The organism is Aeromicrobium panaciterrae, from assembly GCF_031457275.1.
Lineage (GTDB): Bacteria > Actinomycetota > Actinomycetes > Propionibacteriales > Nocardioidaceae > Aeromicrobium > Aeromicrobium panaciterrae_A.
The window spans coordinates 538,337-555,363 of sequence record NZ_JAVDWH010000001.1 but is presented as its reverse complement, the minus strand read 5'-3'; the positions used below and the strand labels follow the sequence as shown (position 1 = coordinate 555,363).

General features: G+C 64.6%; 17 protein-coding genes. 7 read left to right on the top strand and 10 right to left on the bottom strand.

Annotation, left to right across the window (positions count from 1 at the left end; translation table 11 throughout):
* Positions 1-19: 19 nt before the first annotated feature.
* Positions 20-688, bottom strand: a complete 669-nt coding sequence (locus J2X11_RS02785; RefSeq protein ID WP_309966543.1) for an acyltransferase — start codon at positions 686-688, stop codon at positions 20-22.
* A gap of 136 nt (positions 689-824) precedes the next feature.
* Here J2X11_RS02785 and J2X11_RS02780 point away from each other — a divergent pair, with 136 nt between their 5' ends.
* Positions 825-1,793, top strand: a complete 969-nt coding sequence (locus J2X11_RS02780) for an NAD-dependent epimerase/dehydratase family protein (RefSeq protein ID WP_309966541.1) — start codon at positions 825-827, stop codon at positions 1,791-1,793.
* A gap of 4 nt (positions 1,794-1,797) precedes the next feature.
* Entirely contained in the window at positions 1,798-3,024 is a 1,227-nt protein-coding gene (locus J2X11_RS02775) for a glycosyltransferase family 4 protein (protein ID WP_309966539.1), read from the top strand.
* Here the strand turns inward: J2X11_RS02775 and J2X11_RS02770 are convergent.
* From J2X11_RS02770 to J2X11_RS02760, 3 genes are all read right to left on the bottom strand, one after another.
* Positions 3,013-3,996 carry a GDP-mannose 4,6-dehydratase gene (locus J2X11_RS02770; RefSeq protein WP_309966536.1) on the bottom strand — a complete coding sequence of 328 codons (984 nt, stop codon included), beginning with the start codon at positions 3,994-3,996 and terminating at the stop codon, positions 3,013-3,015. The two genes, J2X11_RS02775 and J2X11_RS02770, sit on opposite strands and share 12 nt — an antisense overlap.
* Entirely contained in the window at positions 3,993-4,979 is a 987-nt protein-coding gene (gene gmd / locus J2X11_RS02765; RefSeq protein ID WP_309966533.1) for a GDP-mannose 4,6-dehydratase, read from the bottom strand. Before gmd ends, J2X11_RS02770 begins: the two co-directional genes overlap by 4 nt.
* Before the next feature lie 62 nt (positions 4,980-5,041).
* A complete protein-coding gene (locus J2X11_RS02760) occupies positions 5,042-7,057 on the bottom strand; it encodes an acyltransferase family protein (RefSeq protein WP_309966530.1) in 2,016 nt (671 codons plus the stop codon).
* Positions 7,058-7,157: 100 nt separating this feature from the next.
* Between J2X11_RS02760 and J2X11_RS02755 the strand changes: the two genes are divergently transcribed.
* Positions 7,158-8,618 (top strand): GuaB1 family IMP dehydrogenase-related protein, encoded by a 1,461-nt coding sequence (locus J2X11_RS02755; protein ID WP_309966526.1) that lies wholly within the window; start codon positions 7,158-7,160, stop codon positions 8,616-8,618.
* Here J2X11_RS02755 and J2X11_RS02750 read toward each other — a convergent pair whose 3' ends face one another.
* The 4 genes from J2X11_RS02750 to J2X11_RS02735 all read right to left on the bottom strand — a co-directional run bounded on the left by J2X11_RS02750 (position 8,619) and on the right by J2X11_RS02735 (position 10,629).
* Positions 8,619-9,377 carry a class I SAM-dependent methyltransferase gene (locus J2X11_RS02750; protein WP_309966524.1) on the bottom strand — a complete coding sequence of 253 codons (759 nt, stop codon included), beginning with the start codon at positions 9,375-9,377 and terminating at the stop codon, positions 8,619-8,621. It abuts the gene before it with no gap.
* Between the two features lie 61 nt (positions 9,378-9,438).
* On the bottom strand, positions 9,439-9,954 hold the full coding sequence (locus tag J2X11_RS02745; RefSeq protein ID WP_309966521.1) for a TetR family transcriptional regulator: 516 nt from the start codon (positions 9,952-9,954) through the stop codon (positions 9,439-9,441).
* Positions 9,955-9,991: 37 nt separating this feature from the next.
* On the bottom strand, positions 9,992-10,288 hold the full coding sequence (locus tag J2X11_RS02740) for a hypothetical protein (protein WP_309966518.1): 297 nt from the start codon (positions 10,286-10,288) through the stop codon (positions 9,992-9,994).
* Positions 10,285-10,629: an ArsR/SmtB family transcription factor gene (locus J2X11_RS02735; RefSeq protein WP_309966516.1), complete on the bottom strand. Its 345-nt coding sequence runs from the start codon at positions 10,627-10,629 to the stop codon at positions 10,285-10,287. Before J2X11_RS02735 ends, J2X11_RS02740 begins: the two co-directional genes overlap by 4 nt.
* A gap of 146 nt (positions 10,630-10,775) precedes the next feature.
* On the opposite strand from J2X11_RS02735, the gene J2X11_RS02730 reads away from it, so the two are divergent.
* On the top strand, positions 10,776-12,614 hold the full coding sequence (locus tag J2X11_RS02730; protein WP_309966514.1) for a phosphoenolpyruvate carboxykinase (GTP): 1,839 nt from the start codon (positions 10,776-10,778) through the stop codon (positions 12,612-12,614).
* A gap of 4 nt (positions 12,615-12,618) precedes the next feature.
* On the opposite strand, the gene bsaP is transcribed toward J2X11_RS02730, so the two are convergent.
* Together bsaP and bioB are read right to left on the bottom strand one after the other, a co-directional pair.
* Positions 12,619-12,798 carry a biotin synthase auxiliary protein BsaP gene (gene bsaP, locus J2X11_RS02725; RefSeq protein ID WP_309966511.1) on the bottom strand — a complete coding sequence of 60 codons (180 nt, stop codon included), beginning with the start codon at positions 12,796-12,798 and terminating at the stop codon, positions 12,619-12,621.
* Positions 12,795-13,790: a biotin synthase BioB gene (bioB, locus tag J2X11_RS02720; RefSeq protein ID WP_309966508.1), complete on the bottom strand. Its 996-nt coding sequence runs from the start codon at positions 13,788-13,790 to the stop codon at positions 12,795-12,797. The genes bsaP and bioB overlap by 4 nt, the downstream gene beginning before the upstream one ends.
* Before the next feature lie 76 nt (positions 13,791-13,866).
* Between bioB and J2X11_RS02715 the strand changes: the two genes are divergently transcribed.
* Genes J2X11_RS02715 through bioD form a run of 3 tightly spaced genes read left to right on the top strand, consistent with a single transcriptional unit; the run spans position 13,867 to position 16,921 of the window.
* Positions 13,867-15,138, top strand: a complete 1,272-nt coding sequence (locus J2X11_RS02715) for an adenosylmethionine--8-amino-7-oxononanoate transaminase (RefSeq protein ID WP_309966505.1) — start codon at positions 13,867-13,869, stop codon at positions 15,136-15,138.
* Positions 15,135-16,250: an 8-amino-7-oxononanoate synthase gene (locus J2X11_RS02710; RefSeq protein ID WP_309966501.1), complete on the top strand. Its 1,116-nt coding sequence runs from the start codon at positions 15,135-15,137 to the stop codon at positions 16,248-16,250. Before J2X11_RS02715 ends, J2X11_RS02710 begins: the two co-directional genes overlap by 4 nt.
* A complete protein-coding gene (bioD, locus tag J2X11_RS02705; RefSeq protein WP_309966498.1) occupies positions 16,247-16,921 on the top strand; it encodes a dethiobiotin synthase in 675 nt (224 codons plus the stop codon). The genes J2X11_RS02710 and bioD overlap by 4 nt, the downstream gene beginning before the upstream one ends.
* Positions 16,922-17,027 lie beyond the last annotated feature (106 nt).

Sequence of the window (17,027 nt, the reverse complement as noted above, 5' to 3'; positions counted from 1 at the left end):
GTTCGAGGCTCCTGGTCGTTCAGTCGACGTGGGGTGTGGTGCGGTTGAAGTAGCCGAGGGTCTCCGGCAGATCGCGAACTGCGACGGCAGGGTTGCCGCGGTAGAACGTGTATTCCTTGGTCAACGGAGTGTTGACCACGGATCCGGCCGAGACGACCGAGCGAGGTGCAACCGACGTACCTGAAAGCAGGACGACGTTGGTCAGGATGGCCGCGCGATCACCGATCGTGACCGGAGTACAGCGCTGCTTGTTGCGGATCAGGTCGACACTGTGAGTGAAGACAACCGAGCGCCAGCCACCCATCGAGGCAAACTCGCCGAACGTCACAGTATCCGAGCAGTCGATGATGTGACGGCCGGCAATCGCCGCACCGCGACCCATGATGAGTGCGGGGTATCGGTTGGGTGAGTGGATGAACGCACCGCTCCCCAACGGCGGACCCGAGATCCAGTTGAAGAAGCTGATGGTGGACTCCTCGCCCATCGTCAACTCTTCGAGACCACGGATCATGTTGCCGGTGCCGATCGACGCACCCGCGCCGATGGTCACCTTGCGAACAGCAATGATGCTGTGGCCCAGACGTGCCGTCTTGTGAACGTCCCAGCCGAGCAGGAATTTGCCGCCGAGCCTGTGCAGTCGACTCGGAAGGAGGGCGAGCATGGCTGCGACGAGGAATCGGACCTTCACGAAACGGCATGCTACCGGTTGGCTCACCGGCAACTTCGGCAGTAACTCAAAAGCCGGTCACGCGTTAGACCCCTTTGTATGAGCGCGGTCGCAAATGTGACACTAGGCGCCTACAACGATCTCCAAGGGTGGACAAATGCCAGACGTACTTGTGACCGGTGCCGGTGGATTCATCGGAGGCCACTTGGTCGCCGACCTACTCAGCCAAGGCAAGTCAGTTCGCGCTACTGACGTCAAGCCCACGTCGGAGTGGTACCAGGTCCATGCCGACGCAGAATCCATCGTTGCGGACTGCGCCGACATGACCGACGCGCACAAGATCGCACAGGACACCACGCAGATCTACAACCTCGCCGCAGACATGGGCGGCATGGGATTCATCGAGAACAACAAGGCCGAGTGCATGCTCTCGGTGCTGACCAGCACCAACATGCTCGTCGCTGCCCGCGACGCCGGCACCCGCGACTTCTTCTACTCCAGCTCCGCGTGTGTCTACGCGGGTGACAAGCAGACCGACCCCAACGTGACCGCCCTCAAGGAGTCCGACGCCTACCCCGCCGACCCCGAGGACGGCTACGGCTGGGAGAAGCTCTTCAGCGAGCGCATGGCCCGCCACTTCCGCGAGGACTTCGGCCTCGAGACCCGCATCGCGCGCTATCACAACGTCTACGGCCCCGAGGGCACGTTCGAGGGCGGACGCGAGAAGGCGCCGGCAGCACTGTCGCGCAAGATCGCTCAGGCCAAGCTCAGCGGCGACCACACGATCGGTGTGTGGGGAGACGGCGAGCAGAGCCGCAGCTTCATGTACATCGACGACTGCGTCAAAGGCTCGCAGGCCATCCTGGCCGGCGACAACGTCGAGCCGGTCAACCTGGGTTCGGCCGAGCTCGTGACGATCAACCAGATGATCGGCATCCTCGAAGAGATCGCCGGCGTGAAGGTCACCAAGGAACACGACCTGTCCGCACCTCAGGGCGTACGCGGCCGCAACAGCGACAACACGATGTTCCGCGAGATCTACGGCTGGGAGCCTTCGATCTCCCTTCACGACGGTCTCGAGAAGACCTACGGCTGGATCTATGACCAGCTGAAGGCGCGCAGCTAACTCGATGCGGGTCATCGTCCACGACTTCTCCGGTCATCCCTTCCAGGCCGAGCTGTCGCGCAAGCTCGCGTCATCAGGCCTTGAGGTCGAGCACGCGTCCTCTGCCCAGTACGTCAGCGGCAAAGGTCACCTCGAACGACAGCCGGGCGACGCTTCCACGCTCTCGTTCAACGGCATCTCCCTGCCGATGGAGTTCGAGAAGTACTCGCCCCTGGCACGCCTGAAGTTCGAGCGACGCTACGGACGCAAATGGATCAAGCAGCTGAAGGCCAAGCCGGCCGATGCTGTGATCGCCTGCAACCTGCCGCTGATCACGATGTACCTGTTCTCGCGTTTCGCGAAGCGGACCAAGCTCCCGTACGTGATGTGGCACCAGGACATCTACAGCGCTGGACTGTCCGACGAGCTGCGGCGCAAGCTGCCGCGCCCCTTCGCGGCTCTGGGAGGCAAGCTGTTCGAGCGCATGGAGGCCTACTGCACGCGCAACGCGAGCCACGTGGTGGCGATCGGCGATGCGTTCAAGGAGGTCTACCCGGGGTGGAAGGTCTCGCTCGACAAGGTCTCGGTGATCCCCAACTGGGCTCCACTGGACAAGGTCTTCCCGGTCGGTCGGGTCAACCGCCGTTCGTCGCACCTGTTCGACGAGGAGACCTCGTTGCGTCTGGTGTACGCCGGCACGATCGGTCGCAAGCACAACCCGTCGTTGCTCATCGAGCTCCTGCGCACTGCCATCGACGATGGCATTCCGGCCTCGCTGGTCGTCGTGTCGGAGGGTGAAGCCGCTGACGAGCTCGCGGCGATCGCCGCCGCCGAGCCGACACTGCCGCTGCGAGTCCTCCCCTTCCAGCCCGCTGACGTCCTCCCTGACGTGCTCGGCTCTGCCGACGTGCTGGTTGCCCTGCTGGAGCCCGAGGCGACGAAGTTCTCGATCCCCAGCAAGGTGTTGTCCTACATGGCAGCGGGCCGACCGATTCTCGGGCTCATGCCGGAGGACAACCCGGCAGCGGCCGACATCGTGGCAACCGGCGGACACGTCGCTCCACCCACCACCGAGGGTGCACGCGAGACGGTGTCCTGGTTGGCACCGCTGCACGCGGACCGCGCCCTGGTCACCAAGATCGGCAAGCAGTCTCGCGAGGTCGCCGAGGCGAAGTTCGATGTCGACAAGGTGTGCGCTGAGTTCAACGAGATCCTCGAAGCCATCACTCCGAAGGTCGTGTCACACGTCTGACAGGTAGTCGGCGGACTCGTCCACGCCGCTGGCCAGTCGGCGCTGATCGGCCGACACCATCAGGTGTACGAGCGCCTCGAACGAGGTCGACGCTTCCCAGCCGAGCGTTGCCCGAGCATGGCTCGGATCGCCGACGAGGCCGGGCTGGTCGACCGGGCGCAGCAGGGCTTCGTCCTGCTCGATGTGCGACCACGCGTCGTTGATCCCAGCCAGCTCGAAGACGAGCTCGACGAAGGACCGCAGGGAGTGAGACGTACCGGTGGCGATGATGAAGTCGCCCGGCTTGTCATGATCCGTCACGAGCTGCATGGCTTCGACGAAGTCCGACGCCGCTCCCCAATCGCGTGACACATCGAGGTTGCCCAAGGTGAGCACATCGCGCTTGCCCGCCGCGATCTCGACAGCTGCCTTGGTGATCTTGCGGGTCACGAACTGTTCGCCGCGCAGGGGGCTCTCGTGGCTGTAGAGGATGCCGGTCGAGGCAAACAGCCCCGCAGCGCGGGCAGCAGCAACCGCCTCATGGGCGCGAGCCTTGGACTCGCCATACGGGTTGCCCGGATTGAGTGGCGTTGACTCGGTCTGCGGATTGGCGGCGCCGGGTCCGAAAATCTCCGAGCTCGACGCGTGGAAGAACCGGCGCGAAGATCCGGCGAGCACGTCGAGCATTCGTACGACGGCATCACTGTTGACCGCGAACACCTCGTCCTGGTTGCTCCAACTCGCATGGACCGAGGTGAAGCTGGCGAGGTTGTAGATCGTCGCCGGATCGTGACGGTCGACCAGTCCAGCGAAGCCATCCGTATCGGTCAGGTCGTGCTCAACGATCTCGACGCCGTCCAGATAGGGCAGGAGGCCAACGGGAATGCCCGGCTGCACGGTGCCAACCACGCGCTGACCGGCAGCCAGCAACCGCCGCGCAAGATGAACGCCGTCCTGGCCGCCCACCCCGGTGATCAGGGCGGTTGCGGTCATCGTTCGGTCACAAGTGCCTCGACGTCGGCGTCGACCATCAGCCGTGCCAGGTCGGTCGCGTGGGTCTTGGCTTCCCACCCGAGGACGTCGCGAGACTTGCTCGGATCGGCGATGAGCGCGTCCACCTCGGTGGGGCGTTCGTAGCGGTCGTCGTGGGTGACGTACTTCTGCCAGTCGAGGCCGACGTGCTCGAACGACGTCTGACAGAACTCGCGCACCGAGGTACCCACTCCGGTGCCGAGGACGAACGTCTCAGGCGCGTCGTGCTGCAGCATGCGCCACATGCCCTCGACGTACTCCTTTGCGTAGCCCCAGTCGCGTACGGCGTCGAGGTTGCCGAGCACCAGCTCGTCCTGAAGTCCCGCTGCAATCCGTGCCACGGCCATGGTGATCTTGCGGGTCACAAACGTCTCGCCACGGCGAGGCGATTCGTGGTTGAAGAGGATGCCCGACACGGCGAACATGTCGTACGCCTCGCGGTAATTGACTGTCACCCAATGGGCATACAGCTTGGCTGCGCCGTACGGCGAGCGCGGATAGAACGCGGTCGACTCGCCCTGCGGCGGTGGGGTCGCGCCGAACATCTCCGACGTCGACGCTTGATAGAAGCGGCATTCGAGGTTTGCCGAACGGATGGCTTCGAGCAGGCGCACGGTGCCGATGGCATCGGCCGAGGCCGTGTACTCGGGCATCTCGAACGAGACTTTCACGTGGCTCTGCGCCGCGAGGTTGTAGACCTCGTGAGGCTCGATCGTGCGAACCAGGTTGACCAGGCTAACGCCGTCGGTCATGTCGCCGTAGTGAAGGTGCAGTCGCTTCCCGGCTTCGGGATCGGCCTCGGAGATGGGGTCGATACGTCCGCGGTTAAACGACGACGAGCGTCGGACCAGCCCGTGCACTTCGTACCCCTTGCTGAGCAGCAGCTCAGCGAGGTACGAGCCGTCCTGACCGGTGATCCCGGTTATCAGAGCTCGTTTGGTCACGACCGACCTTCCGTTACAGCGATTCGAACTCCGACATCATGTCAGCACGAGTGCCCAACGCATCATCGCGGCGGATGAGACATGAGCTCGACGAACCTCGACATCACCAGATCCGCTCCGGCCGGTGTCAGGTGGGCGCTGTCGCTGTAGAGCCCGACACCGTCCTTCGATGTCCCACATTCTTCTCCGGCGCAGAGGAGGTCGCGAACTTCGATCGACGTCGCGCCCACAGCCGCGGCGGCTTCACTCATGGCCGCGAGGGTGTGGCGCTGCTCCTTGTCCATGGTGGTTCGTGATCGATGGCTCTCGCAGTCCGTACGGTCGCGCAGCACGTCGATCAACTGGCAGTCCTTCGGACTCCAGGAGGTTCCGTCCGGGTCGCTCCACTGCGGAATCAGCTCGACCGGAACAACCGTGTGTCCCTCCGCCTCAATCGCCTTGTAGGACCGCTCCAGGCTCGATGCCCAGGCGCGTTCCTTGTCGGCACCGTCTTCATACACGCGGCTCTTCTCGTCGACCAGGATGTAGTCGTCCAGATCCGGGATCGACGAGCCTGAAGCGACGATCACCGTCGACTTTGGCTGGGTGCTGAGCCACTTCAGCGTGTCCTTGTAGCGACTGTGACAGTCGACGGCGAACGTCAGACGAACCTTGGGCCGGGCAATGGCCAGGTCAGCAACCTGGCACGACGGAATTGTCGCAATGGTGATCTGGCGGCCGACCTTCTTGGCGGCTCGCGCCGCCATATCGGCGTACATTCCACCGTTTGAGTCTCCGATGAGGATCATCGGCTCGCCATCGTCAGCCGGACCGAACGTGCACTCCGACATCTTCCGCTCAGTGAGCGGTGTCGCAGACTGGCACAGCGTCTGTATGGGGTGCACGCCGCGCGACACGCTCTTGGCGTACGTCTCGACCGACTGGTTCCACCAGTGATTCGAGCTCGCCACCATCAGCAGCACGCTCGCCCCGACCACCGGAACGCTGGTGAGGAGCCACAACTTCGGAGCGGAGAGCTTCGACCAGCGCCGGCGATGGCGAATCGGGTCCTCCACGTAGCGCAAGCTCAGATGGGCAATCCCAAGCGCGATCAGCGCCGCCCCCGCGGCGGTCAGGAAATCTGACGCGAGCACGATGAGCGGCCAGTGGAAGAGGTACCAGCCGTACGACCGGTCACCGAGCCAGACCATGGGCTCAGACGAGAGCACCCTCTCCCCCGAGGAGTTTGCCGCGTAACAGATCAGCGCTGAGCCAATCACGGGGAAGAACGCGATGTAGCCCGGGAAGATCGTCGGATCGTCAATCACCACCAAGCTGACAACGAGGAGAGCAGCACCGACCGCAGCGAGCCACTGCGCACGGCGCGCCGCTACCAGAGCTGGCAACATCGCCACGAGGGCGCCGGCTCCGAATTCCCATGCGCGGGTCACCGGCGAGTAGAACGCCAGGGTCGGTCCGACACCCAGCGGCAGGTTTGAGTACGTCAGTGCGACTGACGCCAGGAATGAAAGTGCGGTGACGATGGCCACGACGATTGCGAACGGGCGGATCCGGTTCGCCTTGCCACGTCGGCGGACCCACCACAGGACAGCGACAACGATCAGGGGGAAAGCAATGTAGAACTGCTCCTCGACCGCAAGTGACCACATGTGGAGGAGCGGGTTCTGGACCGCGCTGTCTGCGAAGTAGCCCAGCGTCAACGTCGCCAGGACGATATTGGCCAGCCAAGCGACGCTGGCAATGCCGGTGACGCCAGTGTCGCCCTGGACACCCACCGGGCTGGCGAACGGAACACTGAGCAGCAAGGTGAGCAGGATTGCGACACCCAACGCTGGAGCCAGTCGCCGTACGCGCCCCGCCCAGAAATCGCGCAGGCTGAGACGCATCGTGCTGGCCGACCTGGAGAGCACCAGCCGGGTGATGACGAAACCGGAGATCACGAAGAAGACGTCGACGCCGATGAACCCGGCTCCGATCGGCGCGCCCACGTGGTAGAGCACGACGAGGAGAACCGCCACGCCTCGTAGACCCTGGATGGACCGGAGTCTCCGGGCCCCTCCATTGGATGTCGTGGTCATGTAAAGCCTTCCGACGTCGAGATCCGGCAGCCCGTCCCGTTTCCGCCCCGAAGTCTTGCATGACGCGACCGCGTATCTAGGACAGACCTAGACTTGGCAGGTGAAGTTCCTCAACGATCTGCAGCCCACGCACGACCTGACGTACAACGACGTCTTCATGGTTCCGCGTCGGTCCGACGTGACGAGCCGGCTCGACGTTGATCTCACGACCGCTGATGGCACGGGCACGACGCTCCCCATTGTCGTGTCGAACATGACGGCGATCTCCGGCCGACGTATGGCCGAGACCATCGCCCGCCGCGGCGGAATCGCGATCATCCCCCAGGACATTCCCCTCGACGTCGTGGCGACCACGGTCTCCCGAGTCAAGGCGGCCCACGTCGTCTACGACACCCCCGTCACGGTCGGCCCGACCACCACCGTTGGCGAGGCGATGAGCCTGCTGCCGAAGCGCGCGCACGGGGCAGTGGTCGTCGTTGACGACGGCAAGGTCGTCGGCATCGTCACCGAGCGCGACGGCGCCGACATCGACCGGTTCGCGCAGGTCAGCGAAGTCATGACGGGCGATGTCACGACCTTCGACGCGGGCATCGATCCACGTACGTGCTTCAACGAGATGTCCGCGCGCCACATGGCTGTCGCTCCCGTGCTCGACGGCGGCGAGCTCGTTGGTGTGCTCACCCGCAAGGGAGCACTTCGCTCGACGATCTACGAGCCCGCAGTCGACGCCGACGGCAAGCTCGTCGTGGGCGCGGCCGTTGGCATCAACGGCGATGTTGCAGCCAAGGCCGGTGCGCTGCTCGAGCTCGGTATCGACGTGCTCGTCGTCGACACTGCTCACGGCCATCAGTCGAAGATGATCGAGACACTGCCCGTGGTCGTGGCTGCTCGCGATGCCTACACGGCAAAGACAGGTCGGCGCGTCTCGATCGCCGCCGGCAACGTCGTGTCTGCCGACGGCGTCCGCGACCTCGTCGCTGCCGGAGCCGACGTCGTCAAAGTTGGCGTGGGCCCGGGCGCCATGTGTACGACCCGCATGATGACCGGCGTTGGTCGACCCCAGTTCTCAGCAGTGCTCGAATGCGCCGAAGCCGCTCGCGAAGTCGGCGCGCACGTATGGGCGGACGGTGGTGTCCGCTACCCCCGCGACGTCGCGCTTGCCCTGGCGGCCGGTGCAGCGAGCGTCATGATCGGCTCGTGGTTCGCTGGCACGCTCGAGAGCCCCGGTGACCTCAAGTTCGGCCCCGACGGTCGCGCCTACAAGGAGTCGTTCGGCATGGCGTCCGCCCGAGCGGTGTCCAACCGTACGCGCGACGCTGCCGGATTCGAGCGAGCACGGATGGCCCTCTTTGAGGAAGGCATCAGCTCGTCGCGGATGTTCCTTGACCCGGATCGCCCTGGTGTCGAGGACTTGCTCGACCAGATCATTGCCGGCATTCGGTCGAGCTTCACGTATGCCGGAGCCCGAACGATCGCAGAGTTCAACGACCGCGTGGTGGTTGGCGTGCAGAGCTCGGCCGGCTACGAGGAAGGTCGCCCGCTGCACGCCAGCTGGTCGTAATCAGAGCGGCTTGCGGACGAACACGTGGATCGTCGGCGAGAGCCGGCGCGGGATGAACCTGACGAGAACATCGACGAATCGCCATACGAACATGTTGCGGCCGAAGTAGGCGGGTTCGCCGGTGTGGCCGTAGACGATGACCTCTTGGCCCGGGAACGCGCGGCGAAGCTGCTTGCGGGTGTTCATCGCGTAGCGAGTCGGGAAGACGTCTTCGACCTTGCGCTTGGGCTGGACGACCTTGAGCACCTTGGTGTGCAGGCTGTTGGGCACCGCTCGGGCAGCGATGCCGATGAAGCCCCACTTGTTGGGCGTACGAGCCGCGAACCAACCACCGGGGCGCAGGACGCGCATAATCTCCGCGGAGACCTGCGCGACATCTGCGTGATCGACGTGCTCGAGAACGTAGTCAGCAACCACCACGTCGAACGTTTCGTCCTTGAACGGAATCGGCTCGCCGATGCCGACGACCTTGGCTTCGTCGAGCGACGGGTTGGTGAGCACCGCGTCATCGACGTCGATGCCTGCCACGAACGACACGCGACCCTGGAACCAGCGCAGACGGCGCGCCATTGGTGCGACAGGTTCGACCGTCCACCAACCGCGGCCCGCGCCGAAGTCGAGCACGCTGCTCGTCTCGTCGAGGAGCGCGTTGATGCGCGTGTAGAACTCGACCTGTCCGTCAATGTGCGAATAGCCGCCGACAGTCGCCTCGGGGTAGAGCCGTGCGATGTTGCTGTCGGGAGTGAAGTCATCCGACATTGCTCGGCGCCACCTCTCAGTCAGGCCGGATCAGTCCGGCGCGGCGTACGTTACCCGACTTTCAGTCGGCAAGTCCGCGCATCACGATCGCGAGACCGCGGTCGAATGAAGCGTCGAGGTCGGGATCAGCCTCAAGCACCCCGACTGCACTGGCCAACCGGTGATCCTGAGTGGCTTGAGTGTGACCAAAGACGTACAGCAGCAGGGTGCGTGCGCCGTCTCGATCGCCGAGCACCTCGGCTAGGTCAGACTCGATGCCTGACGCGCCTAGCCGGAACGCAGATGCGGTGGCCACGACGTCTGCGCCGTCTCGGATCGACAACATCGCGTCGCGCAGTCCATGGCACACCGCGAGAGCGCGCTGTTCCCGAGAACCGTCGACGGGCGCGTGCACGTCGGCAACGATTCGGTCTGCCATGAGCGCCAGGAGGGTCTGCTTGTCCGGAACGTGGTGGTAGAGCGCACTCGGCTGGACGCCAAGAGCTGATGCCACCCGCCGCATCGAGCAGAATTCGAGCCCGTGGGTGTCGAGCACGCCCAGGGCGCCGGAGACCACGTCGTCCAGGCTGTTGCTCATGTACGCAGCCTAGCCGCGTACCTGAACAGTGTTCACCTCAGACCGCGAAGGTCCAGATCGCCGAGCAGCTGGCCGGGATCAGACCAACGAACAGGAAGAACGACAGAGGCGAGCGCTTGTGCATCAGCAAGATCGCGATGACGGCGATGACCCCGAGCACAGCAGTCATCATGCACAAGGCCACAGCAGTTGCCGGGTCGTCGTCGTAGATCAGATGGGTGGCGATGATGAGTGCACCCGTCGGGAATGTTGCGACTGCGGTGATGAGCGCCGAGATGACCCACCGCTGGGTTCGTTCAAGTGACGTCGGACGCTGGCCCGGGTCGGTGTTCACACCGTGTCGGCCGACTCGCGGAGTTCGGCGAGCATGCCTTCCTGGTCAGTCCACATCGACGCGAGGATCCTGCGGCCAAACAGCAACAGCTGAGCAACGTCCGGAGTAGCGAGCGTGTAGAGCACGGTCGCGCCGTCACGGGATGAGCTCACCAGCCCAGCGCGACGAAGCACCGCGAGCTGCTGGGAGAGATTGGATGACTCGACGTCAATGTTGGCGAGCAGCTCATGGACGGCATGAGGCCCACCTTGGAGCAATTCCAGGACTCTGATCCGGACAGGATGACCCAACGTACGGAACAGCTCGGCCTTCGCTTGGTAAAGCGGAACACTCGTCGCCATGTGCTTCCTCCGTCCACTGTTGGGTATCTCACTTGTAGAATACAACACTTGAAGAAGTCTTCATTTGGTGTAGCGTTCTCGGTGGCGTGCGCCCGTCCATAGGGGCCGATGATGCGTTCTCGCTCTCCGAAAGGCATGATCATCCGATGGTTGACATTGATGCAGCACTCGACGCAGCGGGTCTCAAGAACCCCCACGTACGTGAGTACGTCCACTACTGGGCCGATCTGACCGGCGCCGAACGAGTCGAGGTCGTCAGCGCCGCTGACGACACACGACTGATCGCCGAGGCACTTGAAGCTGGCGAGCTGGACCCAGCAGGCGACGGGCTCTACTACTCCCGCAGCTACGTCAAGGACACCGCCCGCTCGGAGGAGCGGACGATCGTGGCCACCAACGACGAGAAGGACAAGGGCGTCTACAACAACTGGCGCCCCGCGTCGGAGATGACGTCGCTCCTCGAAGAGCGCATGCGCGGTGCCTCTGCGGGCAAGACGATGTACGTCATCCCCTATCTGATGGCGCCTCCCGGCAACGCACTCGCGCCGTACGCCACTGGCGTTGAGCTCACCGACGCTCGCACCGTGGTGCTGCACATGATCCGTATGTCGCGCGTCGGCGCGGAGTTCCTCGAAGGCCTCGAAGACCCCAACCAGTTCGTGCGCGCCGTCCACGTGACCGGCGATCTCGAGAACCTCGGCCAGGGCACGCCCGACGACAAGCGCTACTTCGTGACCGTCGCCGACGAGCGCACGATCCTGCACTTCGGCTCGTCCTACGGCGGCAACGCACTGCTCGGCAAGATCGCACACGGTCTTCGCCAGGCGGCATACGACGGCTGGGCCTCGCGCAAGTTCCTCGCCGAGCAGTACATGCTCATCGGCATCAAGGACAAGCAGACCGGCAAGGATTACCACATCTGCGGAGGCTTCCCGAGCGCCTCGGGCAAGACCAACCTCGCCATGATGCTCGCCCCCGACGTGCTCGGCGATCGCTATCACGTCTCGTTCTACGGCGACGACATCGCGTGGCTGTGGGTCGACGAGGCCAGCGGCAAGCTCTACGGCATGAACCCCGAGTACGGAGTCTTCGGCGTCGCCAAGGACACCAACGAGGGCACCAACCCGACCGCTTTGGCGTCGATCGCCGAAGGCACCCAGTCGATCTTCACCAACATCGCCTACAACCCGGTGACGAAGGAAGTCTGGTGGGAAGGCCGTACGCCCGAGCCGCCCGCCGACACCGCTGGCTGGCTGGACTGGAAGGGTGCACCGATCGCGGACCGCACGGCCGAGCAGGCCGGTGAGCCGTGGGCGCACCCCAACAGCCGCTTCACCACGACCTTGGACAACGTGCCCAACATCGCGGCCGACTACAACGCGGCCGCTGGCGTGCCGATCGACGCGATCATCTTTGGTGGTCGCACCCGCGACCGCGAGCCGCTGATCCGCGCCATCACCGACCTTGCCGAAGGCGTCTATGACGGCCTGACGCTCGGTGCCGAGGCCACCTCAGCCGCCGAGGGCAAGGAAGGCGTCCTGCGCTACGACCCGATGTCGAACCGCCCGTTCATGGCGTACGGCGAGGGCGACTACGCGGCGCACTATCTCAAGATCGTCGGCGCCGCCAAGGAGCAGCCGATCTTCGCGCACGTCAACTGGTTCCAGCGCGGAGACGACGGCCGCTTCCTGTGGCCCGGCTACCGCGACAACCTGCGTCCGCTTCTGTGGCTCCTGCAGCTCAAGAACGGCGAGGTCTCCGGTCGACAGACTCCGGTCGGCATCATCCCGACCGTTGAAGAGCTCAACCTCGACGGAGTCGACATCACTCCCGAAGACCTCGAGACGATCCTCACGATCGACAACGCTCGCTGGCAGCAGGAGATGGGCTACCGCGAGGAGCACCTCAAGCAGTTCGACAACCTGCCTGAGGAGATCTGGGAAGCACACCGACGCGTCACCGCCGCTCTCGAGCAGGAGGGCTAGACCTTCAGGAGGTCAGCACTCCGTGCTCGACGCAGCGGGCGGTCCAGCCATTGGGCACGACCTGCACAACCATGCGCCGGCGACAGCTGGTGCAGAAGCGCGGCGGCTCCATCAGTAGGAGCTCGTCGCACCGGTTGTGATCGCCGACGCTGACGTCTTCACCGCAGTGGCCGCAGTACGTCACAGCGTCTTCTGGAGTTCCTTGATCGGCATGCCGAGCTCGACCAGCAGGTCGATGTCCTCGTTGGCGTCGCGGCCAAGCGTCGTCAGGTAGTTGCCGACAATGACGGCGTTCACGCCACCCAGCAGTCCCTCGCGGGTACCGAGGTCACCGAGCGTGAGCTCGCGGCCACCGGCGTAGCGCAGGATCGTGTGCGGCATCGCGAGACGGAAGGCAGCGATCGTACGCAGCGCGTCCTGCGAGGTCATGAGCTCCTGGTCGCCGAACGGTGTGCCGGGACGCGGGTTGAGGAAGTTGAGCGGAACCTCGTGGGGCCGCAGCTCAGCCAACTGGACGGCGAGCTCAGCGCGCTGCTCCAGCGTCTCGCCCATGCCGACGAGACCGCCGCAGCACAGCTCCATGCCGGCTTCGCGGACCATCAGGCAGGTGTCCCAACGCTCTTCGTACGAGTGGGTGCTGACGACCTGCGGGAAGTAGGACTTCGCGGCCTCAAGGTTGTGGTTGTAGCGGTGCACGCCCATCTCGACGAACTCGTCGACCTGCGCCTGCGTCAGCATGCCCAGCGAGCAGGCGATGTTGATGTCGACCTCAGCCTGGATGGCCTTGATGCCTTCGCGCACCTGGTCCATGAGCTTCTGGTCGGGACCGCGTACGGCGGCCACGATGCAGAACTCGCTGGCGCCGGTCTTGGCGGTTTCCTTGGCAGCCTCGACGAGCTCGGGAATGTTGAGCCAGACGGAGCGGACTGGAGACTGGAACTGACCTGACTGGCTGCAGAAGTGACAGTCCTCGGGGCAACCGCCGGTCTTGAGCGACACGATGCCCTCGACCTCAACCTCGGGACCGCACCACTTCATACGCACAGCGTGCGCGAGCTCAAGCAGCTCGGGGATCTGCTCATCGGGGAGCTGGAGGATCTGGACGAGGTGCTCCTCGCTGAGGCCGAGGCCCTGCTCGAGGACGTGGTCGCGCGCGATCTGGAGTACGTCAGTCATGGGAGGAATCTATCCTGAACACTGTTCAGGTGCGGTGCCGCACCCCGAAATCTGGAGGGATAGCCTGAGCAACGCCATGGACGTACTGCTGGAGTTCGACCGCGATCACCTGTGGCACCCCTATGCGCCCATGAGCACCGACGCCAACCCGCTGCTCGTACGTTCGGCGCAGGGCGTACGTCTGACACTCGATGATGGCCGTCAGCCGATCGATGCGATGTCGTCCTGGTGGGCCGCAATTCACGGCTATCGCAACCCCGCGCTCGACGGCGCCATTCGCGATCAGCTCGGCTCCATGGCTCACGTCATGTTCGGTGGCCTGACCCATGAGCCCGCTGTTGAGCTCGGTCGACGGCTCATCGACCTCGCACCTGACGGGCTCGACAAGGTCTTCTTCGCGGACTCCGGTTCGGTGTCCGTCGAGGTCGCGATCAAGATGGCGTTGCAGAGCCAGCGAGGTCGAGGCCGGCCCGAGCGCACTCAGTTGGTCACGATCTCCGGTGGCTATCACGGCGACACCTTCGGCGCGATGAGCGTGTGCGATCCGGTCGGCGGAATGCATTCGATGTTCGCCGACGTCCTGCCGAAGCAACTGTTCCTGCCTAGGCCTCCCGCAGGGATCGACGCTGACATCACCGACTGGATCGCTGACGCATCCGCAATGCTCGACGGTCACTCAGACACCATCGCCGCAGTCATCGTTGAGCCCGTGCTGCAGGGCGCCGGCGGTATGTACGTCTACCCACCCACTGTTCTCACCTGGCTACGAGCCCAGGCCGACGAGCATGGGTGGCTGCTGATCCACGACGAGATCGCCACAGGCTTCGGCCGGACCGGAACGATGTTCGGCGGCGACCATGCCGGGGTCACACCCGACATCATGTGTGTCGGCAAGGCCCTGACCGGTGGCTACCTGACCCTCGCTGCGGTGTTGTGCACGAACGAGGTGGCCGCCAGCATCGATGCCTCGGAGTCCGGGACGCTCATGCACGGACCGACCTACATGGCCAACCCGCTCGCGTGCTCGGTCGCCTCCGCCAACCTCGATCTGCTCACCGGATCTGAATGGCAAGCCAACATCGCCCGGATCAACGCTGAGCTGACCCGAGGGCTCGCTCCTGCATCTGAGCTCGAGCACGTGATCGACGTACGTACTCTCGGCGCCGTTGGTGTGATCCAGCTCGACCATCCGGTCGACATGACGGCGGCAACGTCGATCGCCCTCGAACACGGCGTATGGGTCAGGCCGTTCCGCGATCTGATCTACACGATGCCGCCCTACATCTGCACGGATGCAGAGCTCGCCGACATCACCGCGGCGCTGGTAGCTGCGGCAGGTGCAGCATGAGCCTCAACGACTGGCTGACAGCCGCCGCGCAGCAGCGCGAGCGGCACGGACTCGTACGTTCGCTCAAGCCACGCGACATCGACAGCGATCTGCTTGACCTCGCTGGCAACGACTATCTCGGGTTGGTGCGGGATGCACGCGTCACCGCTGCAGCCTCGTCCGCAGCAGTCGCATGGGGTGCCGGGGCCGGGGCATCGCGGCTGGTCACGGGCACACTTGCGGTGCACAGCGAGCTCGAAGCGGCTCTGAGCGCCTTGACGGGCCAGCCCGCAGCACTCGTACATTCGACCGGCTATCACGCGAATCTCAGCGCCGTCACCGCTCTTGCCGACGCCGACACCCTGTTGATCTCGGACGCACACATCCACGCATCTCTGGTCGATGCCTGCCGGTTGTCGCGCGGCACCGTGCAGGTCGTGGCTCACAACGACATCGATGCGGTTGAGCAGGCTCTGAGTCAGCGCACCCAGTCGCGCGCCATGGTGCTGGTCGAGTCGATCTACTCGGTACTCGGCGACCGCGCACCGCTACCCGAGCTTGCAGCCCTGTGCGAACGCTTCGACGCGATCCTTTTGGTCGACGAAGCCCACGGCATCGGCGTGGCAGGTGGCGGACGTGGCCTCGTGCACGAGTTGGACTTGGCCGAACGCGACGACATCGTCGTCACCATGACGTTGTCGAAGGCTCTCGGCAGTCAGGGTGGTGCGGTGCTCGGAAGTCCCGCCGTCATCGACCACTTGGTCAACCGAGCACGGCCGTTCATCTACGACACCGGGTTGGCCCCGGCCGCGACAGCCGCGGCGACCGAAGCGATCCGGATCGTGCAGACCGAACCTGCCCGGGTCGAGCGAGTCAACACCGTCGCTGCCGAGCTTGCAGAGGCCGCCGGCGTCGAACCCGTCGCCGGCGCAGTCCTGTCGGTGCCGATGGCTGGTCCGCACGAAGCGCTTGCCGCCCAGGCCGAGGCAGCGCGATTGGGCGTACGGGTTGGCTGCTTCCGGCCTCCGTCAGTGCCCGACGGCATCAGCCGACTGCGCATCACGGCAACGGCGGGACTCGACGACGAGCAGCTGGCGACAGCCTGCAAGGTCATCCAGTCGGTGACTCAATGACGTTTCCGAACTCGAAGTTTGTGGTGGTCACCGGCACCGATACGGGAGTCGGCAAGACCGTTGCGACTGCGGCGCTGTTAGTGGCGCTTGGGGAGCGCGGGTTGAGCGTCGCGGTGGCGAAGCCCGTACAGACCGGCATCGCGACAGGCGAGCCCACCGACCTCGAAGAGGTCGCGCGGCTCACTGGATCAACCGCGATCCACGAGTTCACGCGCCTGACGCCGCCCCTAGCTCCGGTCGCCGCGGCTCGAATCGACAAGGTCGATCTGCCACCTCTCGACACGTACGTCGACGGGATCCGCGAGATCGAAGCGGACGTCGTCCTGATCGAGGGTGCCGGTGGATTGCTCGTCCACCTCGACGGGGGTGAACGGACCATCCTCGATCTCGCCACCGATCTGGAGGCCGACGTCGTCGTGGTCGGCAGTGAAGGTCTCGGCTCGCTCAATCACTTTGCGCTGACCGTCAAGGTGTTGGGCCAGGCAGGCATCGAGCCTGTGCTGGTGATCGGTTCGTGCGCCGCCGAACCCGATCTGGCCTCCATCTCCAATCTCACCGACCTGCCTCAGGTCACTGGCCTGCCGACGACCGGACGCATACCCGCTGCCGCTGGAGTCTTGCCGATCGGCGACTTCCGGGCGCAAGCTCCGTCCTGGTTCACCTTCACGTAGGACTCAGCCCGTTTACACGCGATCACCTGTCCCCTAGGCTCCCGACAACGCGGATGCCATGGGGGATGTCCTCGCGGTGACGCACGTGTGTATCGGGGGATATGCC